18 protein-coding genes are annotated in these 21,935 nt (G+C 72.0%); 11 read left to right on the forward strand and 7 right to left on the reverse strand.

The window, feature by feature from the left end:
• The first annotated feature begins 11 nt into the window (after nucleotides 1–11).
• The 8 genes from ACT1U9_RS23465 to lgt all read left to right on the forward strand — a co-directional run bounded on the left by ACT1U9_RS23465 (nucleotide 12) and on the right by lgt (nucleotide 6,338).
• Nucleotides 12–284, forward strand: coding sequence for an HGxxPAAW family protein (locus ACT1U9_RS23465; RefSeq protein WP_188274160.1), 273 nt, complete (start codon nucleotides 12–14; stop codon nucleotides 282–284).
• 131 nt (nucleotides 285–415) lie between these two features.
• Nucleotides 416–853 carry a DUF2752 domain-containing protein gene (locus ACT1U9_RS23470; RefSeq protein WP_444534637.1) on the forward strand — a complete coding sequence of 146 codons (438 nt, stop codon included), beginning with the start codon at nucleotides 416–418 and terminating at the stop codon, nucleotides 851–853.
• A gap of 151 nt (nucleotides 854–1,004) precedes the next feature.
• Nucleotides 1,005–1,814 (forward strand): indole-3-glycerol phosphate synthase TrpC, encoded by an 810-nt coding sequence (gene trpC / locus ACT1U9_RS23475; protein ID WP_444534638.1) that lies wholly within the window; start codon nucleotides 1,005–1,007, stop codon nucleotides 1,812–1,814.
• Entirely contained in the window at nucleotides 1,780–1,965 is a 186-nt protein-coding gene (gene trpM / locus ACT1U9_RS23480) for a tryptophan biosynthesis modulator TrpM (protein WP_444534639.1), read from the forward strand. Before trpC ends, trpM begins: the two co-directional genes overlap by 35 nt.
• A gap of 157 nt (nucleotides 1,966–2,122) precedes the next feature.
• A complete protein-coding gene (gene trpB, locus ACT1U9_RS23485) occupies nucleotides 2,123–3,376 on the forward strand; it encodes a tryptophan synthase subunit beta (protein ID WP_444534640.1) in 1,254 nt (417 codons plus the stop codon).
• Complete coding sequence (gene trpA, locus ACT1U9_RS23490; protein ID WP_444534641.1) at nucleotides 3,373–4,188, forward strand: tryptophan synthase subunit alpha; 816 nt, start codon at nucleotides 3,373–3,375, stop codon at nucleotides 4,186–4,188. Before trpB ends, trpA begins: the two co-directional genes overlap by 4 nt.
• A gap of 130 nt (nucleotides 4,189–4,318) precedes the next feature.
• On the forward strand, nucleotides 4,319–5,314 hold the full coding sequence (locus ACT1U9_RS23495; protein WP_444534642.1) for a DsbA family protein: 996 nt from the start codon (nucleotides 4,319–4,321) through the stop codon (nucleotides 5,312–5,314).
• An 82-nt stretch (nucleotides 5,315–5,396) separates the two neighbouring features.
• On the forward strand, nucleotides 5,397–6,338 hold the full coding sequence (gene lgt / locus ACT1U9_RS23500) for a prolipoprotein diacylglyceryl transferase (RefSeq protein WP_444534643.1): 942 nt from the start codon (nucleotides 5,397–5,399) through the stop codon (nucleotides 6,336–6,338).
• A 332-nt stretch (nucleotides 6,339–6,670) separates the two neighbouring features.
• Here the strand turns inward: lgt and ACT1U9_RS23505 are convergent, their stop codons facing one another.
• From ACT1U9_RS23505 to ACT1U9_RS23535, 7 genes are all read right to left on the reverse strand, one after another.
• Entirely contained in the window at nucleotides 6,671–7,462 is a 792-nt protein-coding gene (locus tag ACT1U9_RS23505; protein ID WP_444539225.1) for an HpcH/HpaI aldolase/citrate lyase family protein, read from the reverse strand.
• A gap of 2 nt (nucleotides 7,463–7,464) precedes the next feature.
• The gene (locus tag ACT1U9_RS23510) at nucleotides 7,465–8,652 is read right to left on the reverse strand and encodes a CaiB/BaiF CoA transferase family protein (protein WP_444534644.1); all 1,188 of its coding nucleotides are present in this window, start codon (nucleotides 8,650–8,652) and stop codon (nucleotides 7,465–7,467) included.
• Nucleotides 8,649–9,554: a ribokinase gene (locus ACT1U9_RS23515; protein ID WP_444534645.1), complete on the reverse strand. Its 906-nt coding sequence runs from the start codon at nucleotides 9,552–9,554 to the stop codon at nucleotides 8,649–8,651. The genes ACT1U9_RS23510 and ACT1U9_RS23515 overlap by 4 nt, the downstream gene beginning before the upstream one ends.
• Complete coding sequence (locus ACT1U9_RS23520) at nucleotides 9,551–10,915, reverse strand: ADP-ribosylglycohydrolase family protein (protein WP_444534646.1); 1,365 nt, start codon at nucleotides 10,913–10,915, stop codon at nucleotides 9,551–9,553. Before ACT1U9_RS23520 ends, ACT1U9_RS23515 begins: the two co-directional genes overlap by 4 nt.
• Complete coding sequence (locus tag ACT1U9_RS23525) at nucleotides 10,912–12,075, reverse strand: ADP-ribosylglycohydrolase family protein (RefSeq protein ID WP_444534647.1); 1,164 nt, start codon at nucleotides 12,073–12,075, stop codon at nucleotides 10,912–10,914. The genes ACT1U9_RS23520 and ACT1U9_RS23525 overlap by 4 nt, the downstream gene beginning before the upstream one ends.
• A gap of 61 nt (nucleotides 12,076–12,136) precedes the next feature.
• Entirely contained in the window at nucleotides 12,137–13,399 is a 1,263-nt protein-coding gene (locus ACT1U9_RS23530) for an ADP-ribosylglycohydrolase family protein (protein WP_444534648.1), read from the reverse strand.
• Nucleotides 13,399–14,394: an ADP-ribosylglycohydrolase family protein gene (locus ACT1U9_RS23535; RefSeq protein WP_444534649.1), complete on the reverse strand. Its 996-nt coding sequence runs from the start codon at nucleotides 14,392–14,394 to the stop codon at nucleotides 13,399–13,401. Before ACT1U9_RS23535 ends, ACT1U9_RS23530 begins: the two co-directional genes overlap by 1 nt.
• A gap of 243 nt (nucleotides 14,395–14,637) precedes the next feature.
• Here ACT1U9_RS23535 and ACT1U9_RS23540 point away from each other — a divergent pair, with 243 nt between their 5' ends.
• The 3 genes from ACT1U9_RS23540 (at nucleotide 14,638) to ACT1U9_RS23550 (ending at nucleotide 21,813) form a co-directional block, all read left to right on the forward strand.
• Nucleotides 14,638–15,369 (forward strand): VIT1/CCC1 transporter family protein, encoded by a 732-nt coding sequence (locus ACT1U9_RS23540; protein ID WP_444534650.1) that lies wholly within the window; start codon nucleotides 14,638–14,640, stop codon nucleotides 15,367–15,369.
• Between the two features lie 434 nt (nucleotides 15,370–15,803).
• Nucleotides 15,804–20,360 (forward strand): glutamate synthase large subunit, encoded by a 4,557-nt coding sequence (gltB, locus tag ACT1U9_RS23545; protein WP_444534651.1) that lies wholly within the window; start codon nucleotides 15,804–15,806, stop codon nucleotides 20,358–20,360.
• The gene (locus tag ACT1U9_RS23550) at nucleotides 20,353–21,813 is read left to right on the forward strand and encodes a glutamate synthase subunit beta (RefSeq protein WP_444534652.1); all 1,461 of its coding nucleotides are present in this window, start codon (nucleotides 20,353–20,355) and stop codon (nucleotides 21,811–21,813) included. The genes gltB and ACT1U9_RS23550 overlap by 8 nt, the downstream gene beginning before the upstream one ends.
• The last annotated feature ends 122 nt before the right edge of the window (nucleotides 21,814–21,935 follow it).

A 21,935-nucleotide genomic window follows, 5' to 3' on the forward strand; every position in this document is an offset into this window, starting at 1 on the left:
AGGAGCAACTCATGGCGGGCAGCAGCGGCGGCCACGGACACACCCCGGCCGCCTGGACCGGTGTCATCATCTCCTTCATCGGCTTCTGTGCGGCCTCGGTCTTCATCGTCGCCGCCAACCCGATCGGTTTCTGGGCCGGCACGGCCCTCACGGTGCTCGGCGCGGTCGTCGGCGGGGTCATGAAGATGGCCGGTATGGGCACCCCCAAGGAGACCCCCGAGATGACGCGCGCCCGCGAGGAGGCCGGCCTCAAGGCCGCCGCCCGCCTCGCCGAGGCCCGCTGAGGCTCCGAGAAACGGCAGTACGCAGAATTCGTAGTACGCAGGTGAGGCGCAGCCCCGACGGGGCTGCGCCTTTCCGCATGAGCGGGGACGGCGGGGCTGCGCCCTCGCGTGCGAGCGGGGACAATCGCCGGGTGGACGCCACCGAGACCCCGAGACCCGCAGCGGCCCCCGCCCCGGCGGCGCGCCGGCTGCTGATGCCGCTCGGCACCCTCGCCGCGGTCGGCGCGGCCTTCGCGTATGTGGGCACGGTCGACCCGAACGAGCCGGGCCACTACCCCGTCTGCCCGCTGTACGCGCTGACCGGGATCTACTGCCCCGGCTGCGGCGGGCTGCGCAGCGCCCACGACTTCATCACCGGGCACTTCGGCGCGGCCCTGGGAGCCAACGCGCTCGCCGTCGTCGGCTACCTGCTCTTCGCCGTCCTGTGGACCCTCTGGGCCACCCGTTCGGCGCGCGGGCTGCCCTTCCGTATCGAGCTCAAGGACGCCCACTGGTGGGGCATCGGAGTGGTTCTGGTGATCTTCTCGGTGGTCCGGAATCTACCGTTCGGGTCTGTGCTCGCACCGTGACATTCCGTATATCTGCGCATGTCCCGGCTGTCCGCAGAGTGGGACGGACGTCAACCGGATGCGAGCTCGGGGGCTCGGTGCGGATACCATCGTCATGGCTGATCCTGGCCGATCGTCAACGTCACCACCGTTTCGGAAGGGGGCCGCTCGCGTGAGTGTGCTCGACGAGATCATCGAGGGCGTCCGCGCCGATCTGGCGGAACGGCAGGCGCGGGTAGGCCTCGACGAGCTCAAGGAGCGCGCCGCCAAGGCGCCCCAGGCTCGGGACGGCGTCGCGGCTCTGCGCGGCGAGGGCGTGAAGGTCATCTGCGAGGTCAAGCGCTCCAGCCCCTCCAAGGGCGCGCTGGCGGCCATCGCCGACCCGGCGGGCCTCGCCGCCGACTACGAGGCGGGCGGCGCCGCCGTCATCTCCGTGCTCACCGAGCGGCGCCGCTTCGGCGGCTCGCTGGCCGACCTGGAGGCCGTGCGCGCCAAGGTCGACATCCCGGTGCTGCGCAAGGACTTCATCGTCACCGCGTACCAGCTGTGGGAGGCCCGTGCGTACGGGGCCGACCTGGCGCTCCTGATCGTGGCCGCCCTGGAGCAGCCCGCCCTGGTCTCCCTCATCGAGCGGGCCGAGTCCATCGGGCTCACCCCGCTGGTCGAGGTGCACGACGAGGAGGAGGTCGAGCGGGCCGTCGACGCGGGCGCCAAGATCATCGGCGTCAACGCGCGCAACCTCAAGACCCTCAAGGTCGACCGCACCACGTTCGAGCGCGTCGCCCCCGAGATCCCCTCGCACATCGTGAAGATCGCTGAGTCGGGCGTGCGCGGCCCGCACGACCTCATCGCGTACGCCAACGCGGGCGCCGACGCCGTCCTGGTCGGCGAGTCCCTGGTCACCGGCAAGGACCCCCGGGCGGCCGTCGCCGACCTGGTGGCCGCCGGTGCGCACCCGGCCCTGCGGCACGGGCGGAGCTGACCCCACGATGCCGATTTCCGCCCGCCTCGCCCCCGGCTGCCGCCCCCGCGGCTGCCGCGCCCCCGCACGCCGGGTGCACGGGCGACGCGTGCGGTACGTCATCGGCTCGGAGCCGGGCCAGGTCAACGGGATGCGATGGCGTCGCCGCTGAGCTAGGCGCCCTGTAAGGGGCGCGGGGAACTGTGCGACCAGCCCACGACGGGCGGTCGGACGCAGATCAACGCGCACCCGAACGGTGCCAGGCGCACGCGACAAGACGCCAACACACAAGGACCCGGGGTCGAGGCGGCCCCCTGGGAGGTATCCCCATGTCCCAAGAGCACGAGTTCTTCATCCCCGACCCGGAGGGTCAAGTCCCCACACAAGAGGGCTACTTCGGGATCTTCGGCGGCAAGTTCATCCCCGAGGCGCTGGTCGCCGCCGTGGACGAGGTCGCCGTCGAGTACGAGAAGGCCAAGGCCGACCCCGCCTTCGCCGCCGAGCTCAACGACCTCATGGTCAACTACACCGGCCGCCCGAGCGCGCTCACCGAGGTGCCCCGGTTCGCCGAGCACGCGGGCGGCGCCCGGGTCTTCCTCAAGCGCGAGGACCTGAACCACACCGGCTCGCACAAGATCAACAACGTCCTCGGCCAGGCGCTGCTCACCAAGCGCATGGGCAAGACACGCGTCATCGCCGAGACGGGCGCGGGCCAGCACGGCGTCGCGACCGCGACCGCGTGCGCCCTGTTCGGCCTCGAATGCACCATCTACATGGGCGAGGTCGACACCGAGCGCCAGGCGCTGAACGTCGCCCGGATGCGGATGCTCGGCGCCGAGGTCGTCCCCGTGAAGTCCGGCAGCCGCACCCTGAAGGACGCCATCAACGAGGCGTTCCGCGACTGGGTCGCCAATGTCGACCGTACGCACTACCTCTTCGGCACGGTCGCGGGCCCGCACCCGTTCCCGGCCATGGTCCGCGACTTCCACCGGGTCATCGGCGTCGAGGCCCGCCGCCAGATCCTGGAGCGCGCGGGGCGCCTCCCGGACGCGGCCGTGGCCTGCGTCGGCGGCGGCTCCAACGCCATCGGCCTCTTCCACGCCTTCATCCCCGACGCGGGCGTGCGCCTCATCGGCTGCGAACCCGCCGGGCACGGCATCGAGTCCGGCGAGCACGCGGCGACCCTGACGGCGGGCGAGCCGGGCATCCTGCACGGCTCGCGTTCGTACGTACTCCAGGACGAGGAGGGCCAGATCACCGAGCCCTACTCGATCTCGGCCGGTCTGGACTACCCGGGCATCGGGCCCGAGCACTCCTACCTCAAGGACATCGGCCGCGGCGAGTACCGCGCGGTGACCGACGACGCGGCGATGCAGGCGCTGCGGCTGCTCTCGCGCACCGAGGGCATCATCCCGGCGATCGAGTCCGCGCACGCGCTCGCGGGCGCCCTCGAAGTCGGCCGCGAGCTGGGCAAGGACGGGCTGCTCCTGGTCAACCTGTCCGGCCGGGGCGACAAGGACATGGACACGGCGGCCCGCTACTTCGGGCTGTACGACAACGGGGCCGAGGGGGACGCGAAGTGAGCGGGAACGTGCAACTGCTGAGCGACACCCTCGCCAAGGCGAAGGCCGAGGACCGGGCCGCGCTCATCGCCTACCTTCCGGCCGGTTTCCCGACCGTCGACGGCGGCATCGAGGCGATCAAGGCCGTCTTCGACGGCGGCGCGGACGTGGTCGAGGTCGGCCTGCCGCACAGCGACCCGGTCCTGGACGGGCCGGTCATCCAGACCGCCGACGACATCGCGCTCAAGGGCGGCGTGAAGATCGCCGACGTGCTGCGCACGGTCCGCGAGGCGTACGCGGCGACCGGCAAGCCGGTGCTGGTCATGACGTACTGGAACCCCATCGACCGGTACGGCGTGGAGCGCTTCACCGCCGAGCTCGCCGAGGCGGGCGGCGCCGGGTGCATCCTGCCCGACCTGCCGGTCCAGGAGTCCGCGCTGTGGCGCGAGCACGCCGACAAGCACGGCCTCGGCACGGTGTTCGTGGTCGCGCCGAGCAGCAAGGACGAACGGCTCGCGCAGATCACGGCCGTCGGCTCCGGCTTCGTGTACGCGGCGTCCCTGATGGGTGTCACGGGCACGCGCGCGTCGGTCGGCGCGCAGGCCGAGGACCTGGTGCGGCGGACCCGGGCGACCACCGAACTGCCGGTGTGCGTCGGACTCGGCGTCTCCAACGCGGCCCAGGCCGCCGAGGTCGCCGCCTTCTCCGACGGCGTGATCGTCGGTTCGGCCTTCGTGCAGCGGCTCCTCGATGCTCCCGATCACGAGAGCGGTCTTGCCGCGGTGCGGGAACTCGCGGGTGAACTCGCCCGTGGAGTACGCCGTACGCCGTAGGGGGTAGGCCGTGCGTCGTAACGTTCCGTAACCTCCACGGGGTCGTTGCGGTGCGGAGCGCGTTAGCTCGTACGGGTGGATCTGGGACCGGGGAGGCACGTGGGTGCCTCCCCGGTTCGTTGCCCCGGGTGTGAGCGAGAAGAACGAAGGCAAACGAACGGCCCGCGAACGGCTGGCCCAGGAACGCGAGCGGCAGCGGGCGCACGACCGGCGTCGGCGCACGATGATCGTCGGCGCGGCGGTGGTGTGCGTGCTGGGGCTGGCCGCGGTGATCGGCGTGATCGCCGCGAACACCAAGGGCGGCAGCAGCGGCAAGAAGGCGGCGGGCCCCGTGATGGCGCCCTCCGGAGCCGACGGCAAGGACAGCCTGGCGATCCCGGTGGGCGCGTCCGACGCGCCGTCCACCCTGACGGTCTGGGAGGACTTCCGCTGCCCGGCCTGTGCCGCGTTCGAGACGAGTTTCCGGCCCACGATCCACGAGCTGGAGAACAGCGGCCAGATCCGCGTCCAGTACCACCTCGCCACCCTCATCGACCGCAACCTCGGCGGCAGCGGCTCGCTGCACGCGGCGAACGCGGCGGGCTGCGCACAGGACGCCGGGAAGTTCCCGGAGTACCACGACGTGCTCTACATGAACCAGCCGCAGGAGACCGACGACGCGTACGCGAAGAACGCCAAGCTGATCGAGCTGGCCGGGAAGGTCCCCGGTCTGGACACGGCGGGCTTCCGCGCGTGCGTGGAGGACGGCAGGCACAACAGCTGGGTGGCCAAGTCCAACGACGCGTTCCAGAACGGCGGCTTCAACGGCACGCCGACGGTCCAGCTGAACGGGGAGTCGGTCTTCCCGCAGAAGGGCAGCGAGCAGATCACCCCGGCCAACCTGAAGAAGTGGGTCACGGAGGCCAACAAGGGCAAGCAGCCGGGCAAGCCGACGCCAGGCGCGGCTTCTGCGTCGACGGGTTCGGCGTCGCCGGCGCCGGGTTCCGCCGACGGGCGGGGCGGACCGGCGCCCACCCACCCCGGCGCGGCCGGGAAGCCGTCGGCGCCGACGGGCGGACAGACCGGCATGAAGGCGAAGAAGCACCCGTCGACGGCGGGTGCGGTGCCCGTACCGGCGGCCTCGTAACCGCTCTCTCATGGCTCGTTACTCATAAGTTGCCGGGTGGGTGGTCCGCGTGCCCGCCCGGCAAGGTAGCGTCGACCCTGCCATGAACCTCGCTTTCATTCCCAGCCCGTCGACCGGCGTGATCCACCTCGGACCGATCCCGCTGCGCGGCTACGCGTTCTGCATCATCATCGGTGTCTTCGTCGCCGTCTGGTACGGCAACAAGCGCTGGATCGCCCGGGGCGGCAAAGCCGGCACCGTGGCCGACATCGCCGTCTGGGCGGTGCCCTTCGGCCTCGTCGGCGGCCGCCTCTACCACGTCATCACCGACTACCAGCTGTACTTCAGCGACGGTGAGGACTGGGTCGGCGCCTTCAAGATCTGGCAGGGCGGCCTCGGCATCTGGGGTGCGATCGCCTTCGGTGCGGTGGGCGCGTGGATCGGCTGCCGCCGCCGGGGCATCCCGCTGCCGGCCTGGGCCGACGCGCTGGCCCCCGGTATCGCCTTCGCCCAGGCGATCGGCCGCTGGGGCAACTGGTTCAACCAGGAGCTGTACGGCAAGCCCACGGATGTGCCCTGGGCGCTGAAGATCACCGAGGGTACGAACCGGGTGGCGGGCACGTACCACCCGACCTTCCTGTACGAGTCGCTGTGGTGCGTCGGCGTCGGCTTCCTCGTCATCTGGGCGGACCGCCGCTTCAAGCTGGGGCACGGTCGGGCGTTCGCGCTGTACGTCGCGGCGTACTGCGTGGGGCGGGGCTGGATCGAGTACATGCGCGTCGACGAGGCGCACCATGTGCTGGGGCTGCGCCTCAACGACTGGACGGCGATCACGGTCTTCGTCCTCGCGGTGACGTACATCGTGATCTCGTCGCGGGTCCGTCCGGGCCGGGAGGAGATCGTGGAGCCGGACGCGACGGATTCCGCGGAGCCCGTCGAGTCCGTGGAGTCCGCTGACGCGGAGGCGAAGCCGGAGCCGCAGCCGGAGTCCGGGGATGCGCCCGCCGACGCCCCGTCCGAAAACGGGACCCCGAGCAAGAGCTGAGCCGGAGTCCGGGGGTTTGATCCCCCACCCCGCCCCTTCCCGGCTGTGACATTTTGCGGCTCCGCCGCGTGGCCTGGGCGGGCGGCCGGGTTCGTCGGCTGACCTCCGGTGGGGGCTTGTCGCGCAGTTCCCCGCGCCCCTAGGAGGGCCCGTAGGGCCCATTCAGGGGCGCGGGGAACTGCGCGAGCAACCCAACACGATCCGCAGACGAATCCACCAAGCGGGGTGCAGGGGCCGCAGGCCCCGCAAGGGGTCCGGGGTCCCGCCCCGGGGAAAAACCACCTCCCCCCTCCCACCCCCGGAGGGTTCAGGGAAGGGGCGGGGAGGGGGAATCAACCCCGGCGGTGGGACAGCGACACCGTGCGGCGGGCTGCTTCGACCACCGCCGCGTCCACGAAGCGCCCATCCGGCAGCGCCAGCGCACCCGTCTCCGTCCGCGACGCCGCCAATACCTCCCGCGCCGCCGCCACCTCCGACGGCGGTGGGAGATAGGCGCGTTCGATCACCGGCAGCTGTGCCGGGTGGATCGCCGCGCGGCCCAGGAAGCCCAGGGAACGGCCGTGGGCGCACGACGCCGCAAGACCCGCCAGGTCGCTGATGTGGCGGAAGACCGACTGCGCCGGCGGCGCAAGCCCCGCCGCCCGCGCCGCCACGACCACCCGGCTCCGCGACCAGTCGAGCCCGGCCTCACCCCGTACACCCAGATCCGCGCACAGATCCGCCTCGCCGAGTGCGATGCCCCGCACCGAGGGGTGAGCCAGAGCGATCGGGTACGCGTGCTCGACCCCCAGCGCGTTCTCCAGCAACGGATACAGCGGCACCCCCGGCGCCAAGTCGGCCATGCGCCGCACCTGATGCGGGTGCGTGATCTTGGGGAGGCGGAAGCCGGAGACGCCGGGGAGGTCTGCCAGCGTCAGGACGTCCTCCTCCGCCGCCACCCGTACATGGACCGGGACGGAAGGACGCTCGGCCAGCAGCTCCGCCGTCGCCGACCGCGCGTACTCCTTCCGCTCCGCCCCCACCGCGTCCTCCAGATCGACGATCACCACATCCGCCCCGGCCGACAGCGCCTTCTCGACCACCTGCGGCCGGTCGCCAGGGACGTAAAGCCACGTGAGGGGGATCGTCACGCCGCGCCCGCCCTGCGCAGCGCCGCGATCTCCGGCCCCGACAGGCCCAGTTCGGTCAGGACCGCGTCCGTGTCCGCGCCGTGCGGGCGGCCCGCCCAGCGGATCGCCCCGGGCGTCTCGGAGAGGCGGAACAGTACGTTCTGCATCCGAAGAGGGCCGAGCTCCGGGTCGTCGACCGTGGTGAGCGTGTCCAGCGCCCGGTACTGGGGGTCCGCCATCACATCGCGGATGTCGTAGACCGGCGCGATCGCCGCCTCCGCCTTCTCGAACGCCGCCATCGCCTCCTCACGGGTGCGCAGCGCGATCCACCCGCCGACCGCGTCGTCCAGGACGTCCGCGTGCTCGGCCCGCCCCGCGCCCGTCGTGAACCACGGCTCGTCGATCAGCTCCGCGCGCCCCACCAGACGTATCACCCGCTCGGCGACCGACTGCGCGGAGGTCGACACGGCGACCCAACTGCCGTCCGCCGTACGGTAGGTGTTGCGCGGCGCGTTGTTGCGGGAGCGGTTGCCGGTGCGCGGCTGGACGTAACCGAGCTGGTCGTACCAGAGCGGCTGCGGGCCGAGCACCGTCAGGATCGGCTCGATGATCGCCATGTCGATGACCTGCCCGCGCCCGGTGGCGGCGCGCGCGGTGAGCGCGGTCAGTACGGCGTACGCGGTGGCCAGCGCGGCGATCGAGTCGGCGAGGCCGAACGGGGGCAGCGTCGGCGGCCCGTCCGGCTCGCCGGTGACGGCCGCGAAACCGCTCATCGCCTCGGCGAGGGTGCCGAATCCGGGCCGGTGCGCGTACGGGCCCGACTGGCCGAAGCCGGTGACCCGGGTGAGGATCAACTCGCTGTTCACGGCGGCGAGTTCGGGCCAGCCGAGCCCCCAGCGCTCCAGCGTTCCCGGGCGGAAGTTCTCGATGACGACGTCGCTGGAGGCGGCGAGCCGGAGCAGGGCGTCGCGGCCGCCGGGTGCCGAGAGGTCCAGGGTGATGGCCCGTTTGTTGCGGCCGAGCAGCTTCCACCACAGGCCGACGCCGTCCTTGGCCGGGCCGTGGCCGCGCGAGGGGTCGGGGCGGCGGGGGTGCTCGACCTTGATGACCTCGGCGCCGAAGTCGCCGAGCATCGTCGCCGCGAGCGGTCCCGCGAAGAGCGTGGCCAGGTCGAGAACCCGCAGGTCCCGCAAGGGGGTTGTCATTCCTGGCGCTCCCCGCCCGCCGCCTTGTCGATCTCCGCGCGGTACGGCATGGAGGTGACGGCGCCGACGCGCTGGACCGAGAGCGCGGCGGCGGCCGACGCCCAGGCCAGCGCGTCCGGCATCGCGCGGCCCTCGCCGAGCGCGACCGCGAGCGCGCCCACGAAGGTGTCGCCCGCGCCCGTCGAGTCCACCGGGGTGACCTCGGGGGCCGCCACGGCGACGGGGTCCTGGCCCCGGGCCGCGTACAGACTGCCCCGCGCGCCCAGCGTGACCACGGCCTCGGGCACCAGGTCGAGCAGCGCGCGGGCGGCGGCCTTGGGGTCGTCGGCGTGGGTGAGGGAGGTGGCCTCGTGCTCGTTGGCCACCAACAGGTCGGTGGCGGCGAGGAGTTCGGTCGGCAGCGGCTGGACGGGGGAGGGGGTGAGGACCGTACGTACTCCATGGCGGCGGGCCGCCTTCGCGCCCTCCACGACGGTGGCCATCGGCAGCTCCAGCTGGAGCAGCAGCAGTTCGGCCGAGGCGATCTCGGCCTCGTCGCCGGGGCCGAGACGGCTGACGGAACCGTTGGCGCCGGGGATGACGACGATCGCGTTGGCGCCGTTCGCGTCCACCACGATGTGGGCCGTGCCGGACGGGCCCTCGGTGGTGCGCAGCAGGTCGGTGTCGACACCGGCGCCGTCGAGCGCGGCCCGCAGCCGGGGGCCGAAGTCGTCCGTGCCGACCGCGCCGATCATCGCGACATCGCCGCCCGCGCGAGCCGCGGCGACGGCCTGGTTGGCGCCCTTGCCGCCCGGGATCGTACGGAAGTCGTGACCGGTGACGGTCTCGCCGCGGCGCGGGGCGGCCGCCACATAGGCGACCAGGTCCATGTTGGTGCTGCCGAGCACCGCGATTCGGGTCATGCTCTGCGTACCTCCCGTTGGGTGAGTTCTGCGAGGGTGTCGAAGCCGACGCCGTCGAAACCGGCGACGGTGGTGGCGAGGCGGTTCTTGAGCGGCGCGGTCCAGCGTGCGGGGAGCGCGTCGGGGTGTCCGGCGAGGTGTCCGGCGATCGATCCCGCGGTGGCCCCGTTGGAGTCGGTGTCCCAGCCGCCGGAGACCGCGCGGCAGATGGAGCCGCTGAAGTCGCCGTCGGCGTGGGTGAGGGCGGCGGCGAGGAGGGCGGCGTTGGGGACGGCGTGCACCCAGTGGTACGCGCCGAGGGCGGTGTGCAGCCGGTCGACGACTCGGTCGAAGTCGCTTTCTTCTTGGGCGAGTTGGATGCCGAGGCGGACGGCTTCGGCGAGCCGTGAGCGGGGCGGGATCACGGACAGCCCGGCCCGCAGGCAGGCGTGGATGTCCTTGACGCGGGCCGCCTCGGCGATGGCGGCGGCCGTGAACATCGCGCCGTACACGCCGTTGGCGGTGTGGGTGAGGACGGCGTCGCGGTGGGCCTGCTCGGCGGCGGCCGGGGGGTCGCCCGGATTGGTCCAGCCGTGGATGTCGGCGCGGATGGTGGCGCCGATCCATTCGCGGAACGGGTTGCGGTGGGTGGCGGTGTGCGGCGGCTCGATCCCTTCGAGCAGATTGCTGTACGCGATCCGCTCGGCGGTGAACGTTCGCCCCGCCGGGAGCTCGTCCAGCCAGAGCCGCGCGAGATCGTCGGTGGTGAAATTCCGGCCGTGGCGCTGGAGGAGGAGCAGGCCGATGAGCGGGTGGTTGAGGTCGTCGTCCTCGGGCATGCCGTCGATGTTCTCGGCGAGGGAGGTGGGTGCGGAGCGGCGGTTCCAGGGGTACGCGGCGGCGAGCTCCTCGGGGAGTCCGCGTGCGGTGAACCAGGTGGTCAGGGGCCAGTTGCCGGTGGCTCTGGCGATCGCGCGGATCCCGTCGAGGGGCAGCTTCTCGACGGGCTTGCCGAGGAGGCATCCGACGGCTCGGCCTAGCCAGGCGGCGTGGAGGGCGTGGGTGGAGGGATGGGGTGTTCCCGGGGGCTCCGCCCCCGGCTCCCCGAGGCACCCCCTGATCGTCGCCAGATCCGTCGGCTCACTCGTCGCCAACGGGCAGGGAATCTCCGCCAGTTCGTCCAGCAGGTGGATCGCCAACGCGCGCAGGCGCGGGGGTGCCGGGGGTGTGGACGCGCCCCCGTGGGGCGGGGTCGCGGTGCCGCCCGCCGCCTCCCAGCGGCTCACGATCCCGGTCGCGTCCCGGCCGTCCTCCGCTGCCTGGCGGAGCTCGTGTGCGATCAGGTCCTCCGGTTGGACCCAGGTCAGGCGTACGGGGGTCATCGGGTCAGGGCCTCGAAGGCCGTGCGATGGGTCTCGTGGCGGGTGCGGTCCTTTGTGTGGATCTCGCGGGTCACCACCGTCAGTGCCCGTGCCGGGGCGTGCAGGTCCAGGCGGCTGGCCTCGGCGATCTGTTTGGACCAGGCGGCGGGGACCACCGCCTCGCCGTGCAGCGCTCCCGCCACCGCGCCCGCCATCGTGGCGGTCGAGTCGCAGTCGCGGCCGTAGTTCACCGCACCCAGGACCGCCGTACGGAAGTCGCCGTCGCCGACCAGCAGCATGCCGAGCGCGATCGGGAGTTCCTCGATCGCGTGCAGGCGGGACGGGCGGCGGGCTCCCAGGGAGGGGGCGCGGTAGTCGGGGCCGACCGTGTCGAAGGGGGCGATCGCCGACCGCAGCGGCGCGAGCGCCGACTCGAAGTCCGTGTGGCGCGCGGCCACTTCGGCCACAGCCTCGATCGCCGCGCGCGTACCGTCCTTCGCGAGGGACAGACATGTCTCGACTACCGAGTCCGCCGTCGCCCCCGGCGCACACGCGGCCGCCACCGCCGCGGCGAACACGCCCGCCGCCTCCCGCCCGTACGAGGACTGGTGCGGGGCCGCGACCTCAAGTGCCTCCGCGTACGCCGCCGCCGGGTTCGCCGCGTTGACCAGACCCACCGGCGCCATGTACATCGCCGCGCCGCAGTTGACGATGTTGCCGCCGCCCGCCTCGCGCGGGTCGACGTGCCCGTAATGCAGCCGCGCCACCAGCCACTTCTCGGCGAGGAAGATCCGGTGCAGCGGGATCGTCTCGGCCTCCAGCTCCGGGATCCAGACCGGGCGGGAGAGGAGGTCGGGGACGAGGTGGTCGGCGATCGCGTAGGCGTCGAGGTGGTCGCGGACCCTCTCGTACACCCGGATCAGCGCATGCGTCATCAAGGTGTCGTCGGTGACGTGCCCGTCGCCCTTGTGGTACGGGGCGATGGGGCGCGCCGTGCGCCAGTCGTCGCCGTGCCAGGGGCCGACGATCCCGTGGACGCGGCCGCCGTGCCGCTCCACGATCTGCTCGGGGGAGTAGCCCTCGACCGGGCCGCCGAGGGCGTCGCCGACGGCCGCGCCGACCAGCGCGCCGGTGATGCGGTCCTCAAGAGTGGGCGTCGTGTACGACGTCGTGAGCGTCATGCCGGAATTGTCCACCCCGGGCGATCAGTTCGGGGTGGTTCGCGGCATTGTGGCGCAAAGGTCAGCCGCCCGGGTGGTGGCGCAGCGTGTCGGCGAGGAGTCCGGCGAGCTCCACGAGGTCGGTACCGGCGAGGCGGGGCAGGGCGCAGCCGGAGAGCGTGCGGCAGGCGTCCCGCCACGGCGCGGGGATCGCGGCGCCGCCGCCGAGCGCGCCGGTGAGCGCCCCGGCGAGCGCGGGCGCCGAGTCCGCGACCCGGGACAGACAGGCGGCGGCCGGGACGGCCGTCGCCACCGTGCCGCGCGAGGCGAGGGTCAGGGCGAGGGCGACGGGGACGGTCTCGGCGGCGGCGATCCCGTAGCTGTAGACATGGTCGACGATCTGATGCTCAAGCAGCGGTACGAGGGCGAACGCGCCCGCCGTGTCGTCGGCGAAGTCGTGCGCGAGCTTGACGGCGAGCTGGGCGTTGCGGCCGATCTCGGTGTCGGGCGGGAGTTCGGCGAGGGCGGCGTCGACGGCGTCCTCGGCGGTGGCCCCGCCGAGCGCCGCCGCGACGGCCGCCGCCACGGCCCGGGCGCCGTGCACACCGTCGCCGTCCTGGGTGTAGCGGGCGTCGAACTCGGCGAGCTCGGCGGCGGCTTGGGGCGCGCCCGGGTGGACCACGGCGAGCACGGCGGCCCGTACGCAGGCGGCGTCGTCGAAGTAGTGCGGGTTGTCGTGGCCGGTGGCGGGTGGGCGCAGGCCGGTGACGAGATTGCCGAGTCCGGCGCGTACGGAGATACGGGCGCGCAGCGGCAGTACGGCCGACTCGACCTCGGGGGCGCGGGCGGCGGCCGCCGCGACCTCGGCGGCGAGCAGGTTCCAGGCGCGGTCGACGGCGGCGCGGACGCGTCTGGCCGGGGCGAGGTGGGCGAGCAGGGGTTCGGCGGCGGTGAGGACGGACTCGGCGGCGAACGCGGCCCACTCGGCGTCGTCGGACGGTCCCAGGCGCAGGGGTTCGGGGGGCTGGTTGAGGGCGATGGGGACGGGGAGCGTGGTGGTGGCGTTCTGCTCCGCGAAGGTGTCGAGCTCGCGGGTGAGTCTGCGGGTCCAGTCGGGCATACGGGCGGCCCGGTGCCGGGCGGCCGGCCATCCGGCGGCGTCGCCTGCGGCGAGGCCCAGGAGGAGGCCTTCGACGCGGGTGCGGGTGTCGGGGGCCCGTGTTCGGCTGCGGGCCGGTGGGGGCTGGTCGCGCAGTTCCCCGCGCCCCTGAAGCTCCTCGGGGCTTCGCCCGGGAGCCGCCTCAGGGGCTTCGCCCCCGGACCCCCAGGGGACTGCTTCACCCATCACGCCCCCTCCTCCGCATCCGGCGTCAGCAGGTCCGCGATGTCCAGGACGTGGTAGCCGCGCATCTCGGGGAGGCAGGTGCCGCGGACCGGGCCGATCCTGGTGGACCAGGTCGGGGGGATCGACGCGGTGCCGCCGTACGCGCCGGACAGGGCGCCCGCCACCGCCGCCGTCGTGTCCGCGTCGCGGCCCATGTTCACGGCCGTCAGGACCGAGTCCGTGAAGTCGCCCCGGGCCGTGGCGAAGGCGCCGAACGCCAGGGCCACCGCCTCCGGGGCCAGGTCCGTCCAGGGGTAGCCGCCGATCACCACGGCCGAGCGGACCGCCCGTTCGCCCTGGTCGGCCACCGCCACCGCGCGCCGCAGCGAGCGCGCGGTCCAGGAGTCCTGCGGGATGACGTCGAGGGCCGCCGCGATCACCGCGTCCAGGTCGGCGCCCGCCATCGCCGCCGCCACGCCCGCCGCCACCGCCTGGCCGCCGTAGATCCCCTCGCCCTCGTGGCTGACGCAGCCGTCGATCGCCACCAGCCGCGCCGCCTCCCGCGGGCGGCCCGCCGCGAACACCCCGAAGGGGGCCGCCCGCATCGCGAGCCCGTCGCTCCAGGCGTGGCGGTGCTGGGCGGAGATCGGGGCGGCAAGTCCCCGGCGCAGGTTCTCCAGAGTGCCCCGCTCGCTGAAGCCCGCACCCCGGAACGGCCCCTCGTCCCGGTCCGCGATCCAGTCGTGCCAGGCGTGTTCGACGTGCTGGACGGTGAGCGCCGAGCCGTGCCGGGCGAGCAGGAGGCCGGAGAAGATGGCGTACTCCGTGTCGTCCGTACCGGCCGGGTCGTCGCGTACGAAGCCCTCGATACGGCCCCAGCGGCTGCGGATCTCGGAGGGTTTCATGTTCTCGGCGGGGGCGCCGAGCGCGTCCCCGACCGCAAGGCCCAGCAGCGCGCCCCTGGCTCGCTCGCGGATGGCCTCGGCTGTTCCCGGTCCGCCGGCGATCAACTCCATGGGAGGGCCTTTCGCTCGCCTGATCCTTCGCTTGATCTCTGCCACGACGAACGATCCGGGAGTCCATGTGTCACCCGCCCGCCACATGTGTGCAGGAGCGGACACGGATGAGCAGAAAGCGGCTCTGACCTGGGTAAGTACGGCCTGCCTTGCTAGCGCGGGGCTTACATCGAGCGTAATTTCGACTCTGTCGAGGGGTGCGGGACACACGAGGACCCGCTGCTGAAACGCAAGGGGAGAGCTGTGTCCATCATCGATACGACGGCGACGCTGCACGAGGCGCACCGTGACAACCACACGCACCGGGACGTCAACGGCGGCTGGCTGCGCCCCGCCGTCTTCGGCGCGATGGACGGGCTCGTCTCCAACCTGGCGCTGATGACCGGTGTCGCGGGCGGCGCCGTCTCGCACAACACCCTCGTCATCACCGGGCTCACCGGCCTTGCCGCCGGCGCCTTCTCGATGGCGGCCGGCGAGTACACCTCGGTCGCCTCGCAGCGCGAGCTCGTCGAGGCCGAACTCGACGTCGAGCGCCAGCAGTTGCGCAAGCACCCCGTCGACGAGATGGAGGAGCTGGCCGAGCTGTACGTGTCGCGCGGCGTCGAGCCCGCGCTCGCCCGCGAGGTCGCCATGCAGCTCTCCCGCGACCCCGACCAGGCGCTGGAGATCCACGCCCGCGAGGAGCTCGGTATAGACCCGGACGACCTGCCGTCGCCGCTCGTCGCCGCCGTCTCGTCCTTCGGTTCGTTCGCGCTGGGCGCGATCCTGCCCGTACTGCCGTATCTGCTCGGCGCGACCGCGTTGTGGCCCGCCGTACTGCTCGCGCTGTTCGGGCTCTTCGGCTGCGGCGCCGTGGTCGCCAAGGTCACCGCGCGCTCGTGGTGGTTCAGCGGGCTGCGCCAGCTGGCCCTCGGCGGCGCGGCCGCGGCCGTCACCTTCGGCCTCGGCTCGCTCTTCGGCACGGCGGTGGGCTAGCCGGTAACGCCCTCGAACCCCTCGAAAAGGCCTGCCCGGCGGCATCCCGCCCGGCGGGCCTTTCGTGTACGAAACGGCGTGCGTGGCAGGCCTGCGGCATCCGGGTGAACGGCGTGTGACCTACGTCCCTGCGCGGAATCCCGGTATCCCCCGTAGAATGGGGGAGTATGCAGGACCCCACATAACTAATCGTTACTCGGCGGTTTCGCATCCTCGAAGGCCGGGCATAGGCCGTACACACTCCGCCGCCGTAGGCAATGAAGCCTGCTCTGGGATGCGCGGTGAGCGCCGCGAGAGTGTCCGCATGTCCGCATGGTGGAACGGAACTATCCGGTTTCCGAGATCCGCTCCATCATGTAACCTGCACGAAATTTCGCAGAGGGCCAACGTCGTCCCTCGGCAATCTCTATGCCACGACGACGACGGGAGAGCCCATGCGTTCCGACGCCTGGTCGCCCATGGACGGTCGACCTGCTCCGCAGGGGATGTACGACCCCCGTAACGAACACGACGCCTGCGGTGTCGGGTTCGTGGCCACCCTGACCGGTGAGGCCAGCCATGAGCTGGTCGAGCAGGCGCTGACCGTACTGCGCAATCTCGAACACCGCGGTGCCACCGGCTCCGAGCCCGACTCCGGTGACGGCGCGGGCATCCTGCTCCAGGTGCCGGACGCGTTCCTGCGCGAGGTCATCCCGTTCGAGCTGCCCGAGGCCGGTGCGTACGCCGTCGGCATCGCCTTCCTCCCCGTCGAGGACAACGCAGCTGCCGTCTCGAAGATCGAGACGATCGCGGCCGAAGAGGGCCTGGACGTCCTCGGCTGGCGCGAGGTCCCCGTCACCCCCGAGCTGCTCGGCAACGGCGCCCGCGCCACCATGCCCGCCTTCCGCCAGCTCTTCGTCGCCGACGGCAGCAGCGAGGGCATCGCGCTCGACCGCAAGGCGTTCGTGGTGCGCAAGCGCGCCGAGCGCGAGGCCGGCGTGTACTTCCCGTCGCTCTCCGCCCGGACCATCGTCTACAAGGGCATGCTCACCACCGGGCAGCTGGAGCCGTTCTTCCCGGACCTCTCCGACCGCCGGTTCGCCACCGCCGTCGCGCTGATCCACTCGCGCTTCTCGACGAACACGTTCCCGAGCTGGCCGCTGGCGCACCCGTACCGCTTCGTCGCGCACAACGGCGAGATCAACACGGTCAAGGGCAACCGCAACTGGATGGTCGCCCGTGAGTCCCAGCTCGCCAGCGGACTGCTCGGCGGCGACCTGGAGCGGATCTTCCCGGTCTGTACGCCGGACGCCTCCGACTCCGCCTCGTTCGACGAGGTCCTGGAGCTGCTGCACCTCGGCGGACGTTCGCTTCCGCACAGCGTCCTGATGATGGTTCCCGAGGCGTGGGAGAACCACGACTCGATGGACCCGGCCCGGCGCGCCTTCTACCAGTACCACTCCACGATGATGGAGCCCTGGGACGGCCCGGCCTGTGTCACCTTCACCGACGGCGTGCAGGTCGGCGCCGTTCTCGACCGCAACGGCCTGCGCCCCGGTCGCTACTGGGTCACCGACGACGGCCTCGTCGTGCTCTCCTCCGAGGTCGGCGTGCTCGACATCTACCCGGCCAAGGTCGTCCGCAAGGGCCGTCTGCAGCCCGGCAAGATGTTCCTCGTCGACACCGCCGAGCACCGCATCATCGAGGACGACGAGATCAAGGCGGGCCTGGCCGCCGAGAACCCGTACAAGGAGTGGCTGGAAGCCGGCGAGATCGAGCTGGAGGACCTGCCCGAGCGTGAGCACATCGTGCACACGCACGCCTCGGTCACCCGCCGCCAGCAGACCTTCGGCTACACCGAGGAAGAGCTCCGCGTCATCCTCGCGCCGATGGCCCGCACCGCCGGCGAGCCGCTCGGCTCGATGGGCACGGACTCGCCGATCGCGGCCCTGTCCGAGCGCCCCCGGCTGCTCTTCGACTACTTCACCCAGCTGTTCGCGCAGGTCACCAACCCGCCGCTGGACGCCATCCGCGAGGAGCTCGTCACCTCGCTGCGCTCCTCGCTCGGCCCGCAGGGCAACCTGCTGGACCCGACCGCCGCGTCCTGCCGCTCCGTCACGCTGCCCTTCCCGGTCATCGACAACGACGAGCTGGCGAAGCTGATACACATCAACGCCGACGGCGACATGCCGGGCATGAAGGCCGCCACGCTCTCGGGCCTGTACCGCGTCTCCGGCGGCGGCACCGCGCTCGCCGCCCGCATCGAGGCGATCTGCGCCGAGGCCGACGCGGCCATCGAGGACGGCGCCCGACTGATCGTCCTCTCCGACCGGCACTCCGACGCCGAGCACGCGCCGATCCCGTCGCTGCTGCTCACCGCCGCCGTCCACCACCACCTCATCCGTACGAAGCAGCGCACCCAGGTGGGTCTGCTCGTCGAGGCGGGCGATGTGCGCGAGGTGCACCATGTGGCGCTGCTGATCGGCTACGGAGCCGCGGCCGTCAACCCGTACCTGGCGATGGAGTCCGTCGAGGACCTGGTCCGCGCGGGCACCTTCATCGAGGGCTTCGAGCCCGAGCAGGCCATCCGCAACCTGATCTACGCGCTCGGCAAGGGCGTCCTGAAGGTCATGTCCAAGATGGGCATCTCCACGGTCGCCTCCTACCGGGGCGCCCAGGTCTTCGAGGCCGTCGGTCTCGACGAGGCCTTCGTCGACAAGTACTTCAACGGTACGGCGACGAAGATCGGCGGCGCCGGTCTCGACGTCGTCGCCACCGAGGTCGCCGCCCGGCACGCCAAGGCCTACCCCGCCTCCGGCGTCCCCTCGGCGCACCGCGCCCTGGAGATCGGCGGCGAGTACCAGTGGCGCCGCGAGGGCGAGCCGCACCTGTTCGACCCGGAGACGGTCTTCCGCCTCCAGCACGCCACCCGCAGCCGCCGGTACGACATCTTCAAGAAGTACACCGAGCGCGTGAACGAGCAGTCCGAGCGGCTGATGACGCTGCGCGGCCTGTTCGGCTTCTCCTCCGACCGCCCCTCGATCTCCATCGACGAGGTCGAGCCGGTCTCCGAGATCGTCAAGCGCTTCTCCACCGGCGCCATGTCGTACGGCTCGATCTCGCGCGAGGCGCACGAGACGCTGGCCATCGCCATGAACCAGCTCGGCGGCAAGTCCAACACCGGTGAGGGCGGCGAGGACCCGGACCGCCTCTACGACCCGGCGCGCCGCTCGTCCATCAAGCAGGTCGCCTCCGGCCGCTTCGGTGTGACCTCGGAGTACCTGGTCAACGCGGACGACATCCAGATCAAGATGGCCCAGGGCGCCAAGCCCGGCGAGGGCGGCCAGCTGCCCGGCCACAAGGTCTACCCGTGGGTCGCCAAGACCCGGCACTCCACCCCGGGTGTCGGTCTGATCTCCCCGCCGCCGCACCACGACATCTACTCCATCGAGGATCTGGCCCAGCTGATCCACGACCTCAAGAACGCCAACCCGGCCGCGCGCATCCATGTGAAGCTCGTGTCCGAGGTCGGCGTCGGCACGGTCGCCGCCGGTGTCTCCAAGGCGCACGCGGACGTCGTCCTCATCTCCGGCCACGACGGCGGCACCGGCGCTTCCCCTCTCACGTCGCTGAAGCACGCGGGCGGCCCCTGGGAGCTCGGCCTCGCCGAGACCCAGCAGACGCTGCTGCTCAACGGCCTGCGCGACCGGATCGTGGTGCAGACCGACGGCCAGCTCAAGACCGGCCGCGACGTGGTCATCGCGGCGCTCCTCGGCGCCGAGGAGTTCGGCTTCGCCACCGCCCCCCTCGTCGTCTCCGGCTGCGTGATGATGCGCGTCTGCCACCTGGACACCTGCCCGGTCGGCATCGCCACCCAGAACCCGGTGCTGCGCGACCGCTTCTCCGGCAAGCCCGAATTCGTCGTCAACTTCTTCGAGTTCATCGCCGAAGAGGTCCGCGAACTCCTCGCCGAGCTCGGTTTCCGTACGATCGAGGAGGCCGTCGGCCACGCCGAGCTCCTCGACACCGGCCGGGCCGTGCGCCACTGGAAGGCGCAGGGTCTCGAACTGGACGCGCTCTTCCACGTGCCCGAGCTGCCCGAGGGCGCGGTGCGCCACGCGGTGATCGCCCAGGACCACGGTCTGGAGAAGGCGCTCGACAACGAGCTCATCGAGCTCGCCGCCGACGCCCTGGGCGCGGCCACCGCCGAGGACGCCCAGCCGGTCCGCGCGCAGGTCGCGATCCGCAACATCAACCGGACCGTCGGCACCATGCTCGGCCACGAGGTGACGAAGAAGTTCGGCGGCGCGGGTCTGCCCGACGACACCGTCGACATCACCTTCACCGGCTCGGCGGGCCAGTCCTTCGGCGCCTTCCTGCCGCGCGGTGTCACGCTGCGCCTGGAGGGCGACGCCAACGACTACGTCGGCAAGGGCCTCTCCGGCGGCCGCGTGATCGTCCGCCCGGACCGGGGCGCCGACCACCTCGCCGAGTACTCGACCATCGCGGGCAACACCATCGCGTACGGCGCGACCGGCGGCGAGCTGTTCCTGCGCGGCCGCACCGGCGAGCGGTTCTGCGTCCGCAACTCCGGCGCCCTGGTGGTCTCGGAGGGCGTGGGCGACCACGGCTGCGAGTACATGACCGGCGGCCAGGCGGTGGTCCTGGGCGAGACCGGGCGCAACTTCGCGGCCGGTATGTCCGGCGGTATCGCCTACGTGATCGACCTCGACCCCAACCACGTCAACTCCGGCAACCTGGCGGCCGTCGAGCCTTTGACGCCGGCCGACGGGCAGTGGCTGCACGACGTCGTGCGCCGCCACCAGGAGGAGACCGGCTCCACGGTCGCCGAGAAGCTGCTCGCCGACTGGGACGCCGCGCTCGCCCGGTTCAGCAAGATCATCCCGTCCACGTACAAGGCAGTGCTCGCCGCCAAGGAAGCCGCTGAGCTCGCCGGTCTCTCCGAGCAGGAGACCACCGAGAAGATGATGGAGGCGGCGACCAATGGCTGACCCCAAGGGCTTTTTGACCACGGGCCGCGAGGTCGCGAAGACCCGCCCCGTGGGCGAGCGCGTCAAGGACTGGAACGAGGTCTACGTTCCCGGTTCGCTGCTGCCGATCATCAGCAAGCAGGCCGGGCGCTGCATGGACTGCGGCATCCCGTTCTGCCACAACGGCTGTCCGCTCGGGAACCTCATCCCCGAGTGGAACGACTACGCCTACCGCGAGGACTGGTCGGCGGCGCAGGAGCGCCTGCACGCCACCAACAACTTCCCGGAGTTCACCGGGCGGCTGTGCCCGGCGCCCTGCGAGTCGGCGTGTGTGCTGGGCATCAACCAGCCCGCCGTCACCATCAAGAACGTCGAAGTCTCCATCATCGACAAGGCGTGGGACACGGGCGACGTCAAGCCGCAGGCGCCCGAGCGCCTGTCCGGCAAGACCGTCGCGGTGATCGGCTCGGGCCCGGCGGGCCTGGCCGCCGCCCAGCAGCTGACCCGGGCGGGCCACACGGTCGCGGTGTACGAGCGCGCCGACCGCATCGGCGGACTGCTGCGCTACGGCATCCCCGAGTTCAAGATGGAGAAGGTGCACATCAACCGCCGCATCGAGCAGATGCGCGCGGAGGGCACCAAGTTCCGCACCGAGGTCGAGATCGGCCGCGACATCGACGCGGCGAAGCTGCGCCGGCGCTACGACGCGGTCGTCATCGCGGCCGGCGCCACGGTCTCCCGCGACCTGCCGGTCCCCGGCCGCGAGCTGAACGGCATCCACTTCGCGATGGAGTACCTGCCGCTGGCGAACAAGGTGCAGGAGGGAGACTTCGTGGCCCCGCCGCTCACCGCCGAGGGCAAGCACGTCGTCGTGATCGGCGGCGGTGACACGGGCGCGGACTGCGTGGGCACCGCCCACCGCCAGGGCGCGGCCTCCGTCACCCAGCTGGAGATCATGCCGAAGCCGGGCGAGGACCGGAACCCGGGCCAGCCGTGGCCCACCTTCCCGATGCTCTACAAGGTCACCTCGGCCCACGAGGAGGGCGGCGAGCGCGTCTACTCGGTCTCTACCACCCACTTCGAGGGCGACGAGGACGGCAACGTCCAGTTCCTGCACCTCGTCGAGGTCGAGTTCGTCGACGGCAGGCTGACCCAGAAGCCGGGCACCGAGCGGAAGATCCCCGCGCAGCTGGTCACCCTGGCGATGGGCTTCACCGGCACCGACCAGTCCAACGGCCTGGTGGCGCAGTTCGGCCTGGAGCTCGACGAGCGGGGCAACATCGCCCGCGACGCCGACTTCGCGACCAACGTCGACGGCGTCTTCGTCGCCGGTGACGCGGGCCGCGGCCAGTCCTTGATCGTCTGGGCGATCGCGGAGGGCCGTTCGGCGGCACGGGGTGTGGACAGGTACCTTACGGGTGCGAGCGAACTGCCGGCCCCGATCCGCCCGACGGACCGGGCCCTGACCGTCTGATCCGCTCACCAAGATCGTTCCGTACAACGGTGTACGGGCTGCGTAGGTTCGGGGCTCACCCCTCGACCCCCGTAGCGCGGCGCCTGCCCCACTGTCCCCGACCGGACGCCTGGGTGGGCGCC

Source organism: Streptomyces sp. BR1 (assembly GCF_052373795.1).
GTDB lineage: Bacteria > Actinomycetota > Actinomycetes > Streptomycetales > Streptomycetaceae > Streptomyces.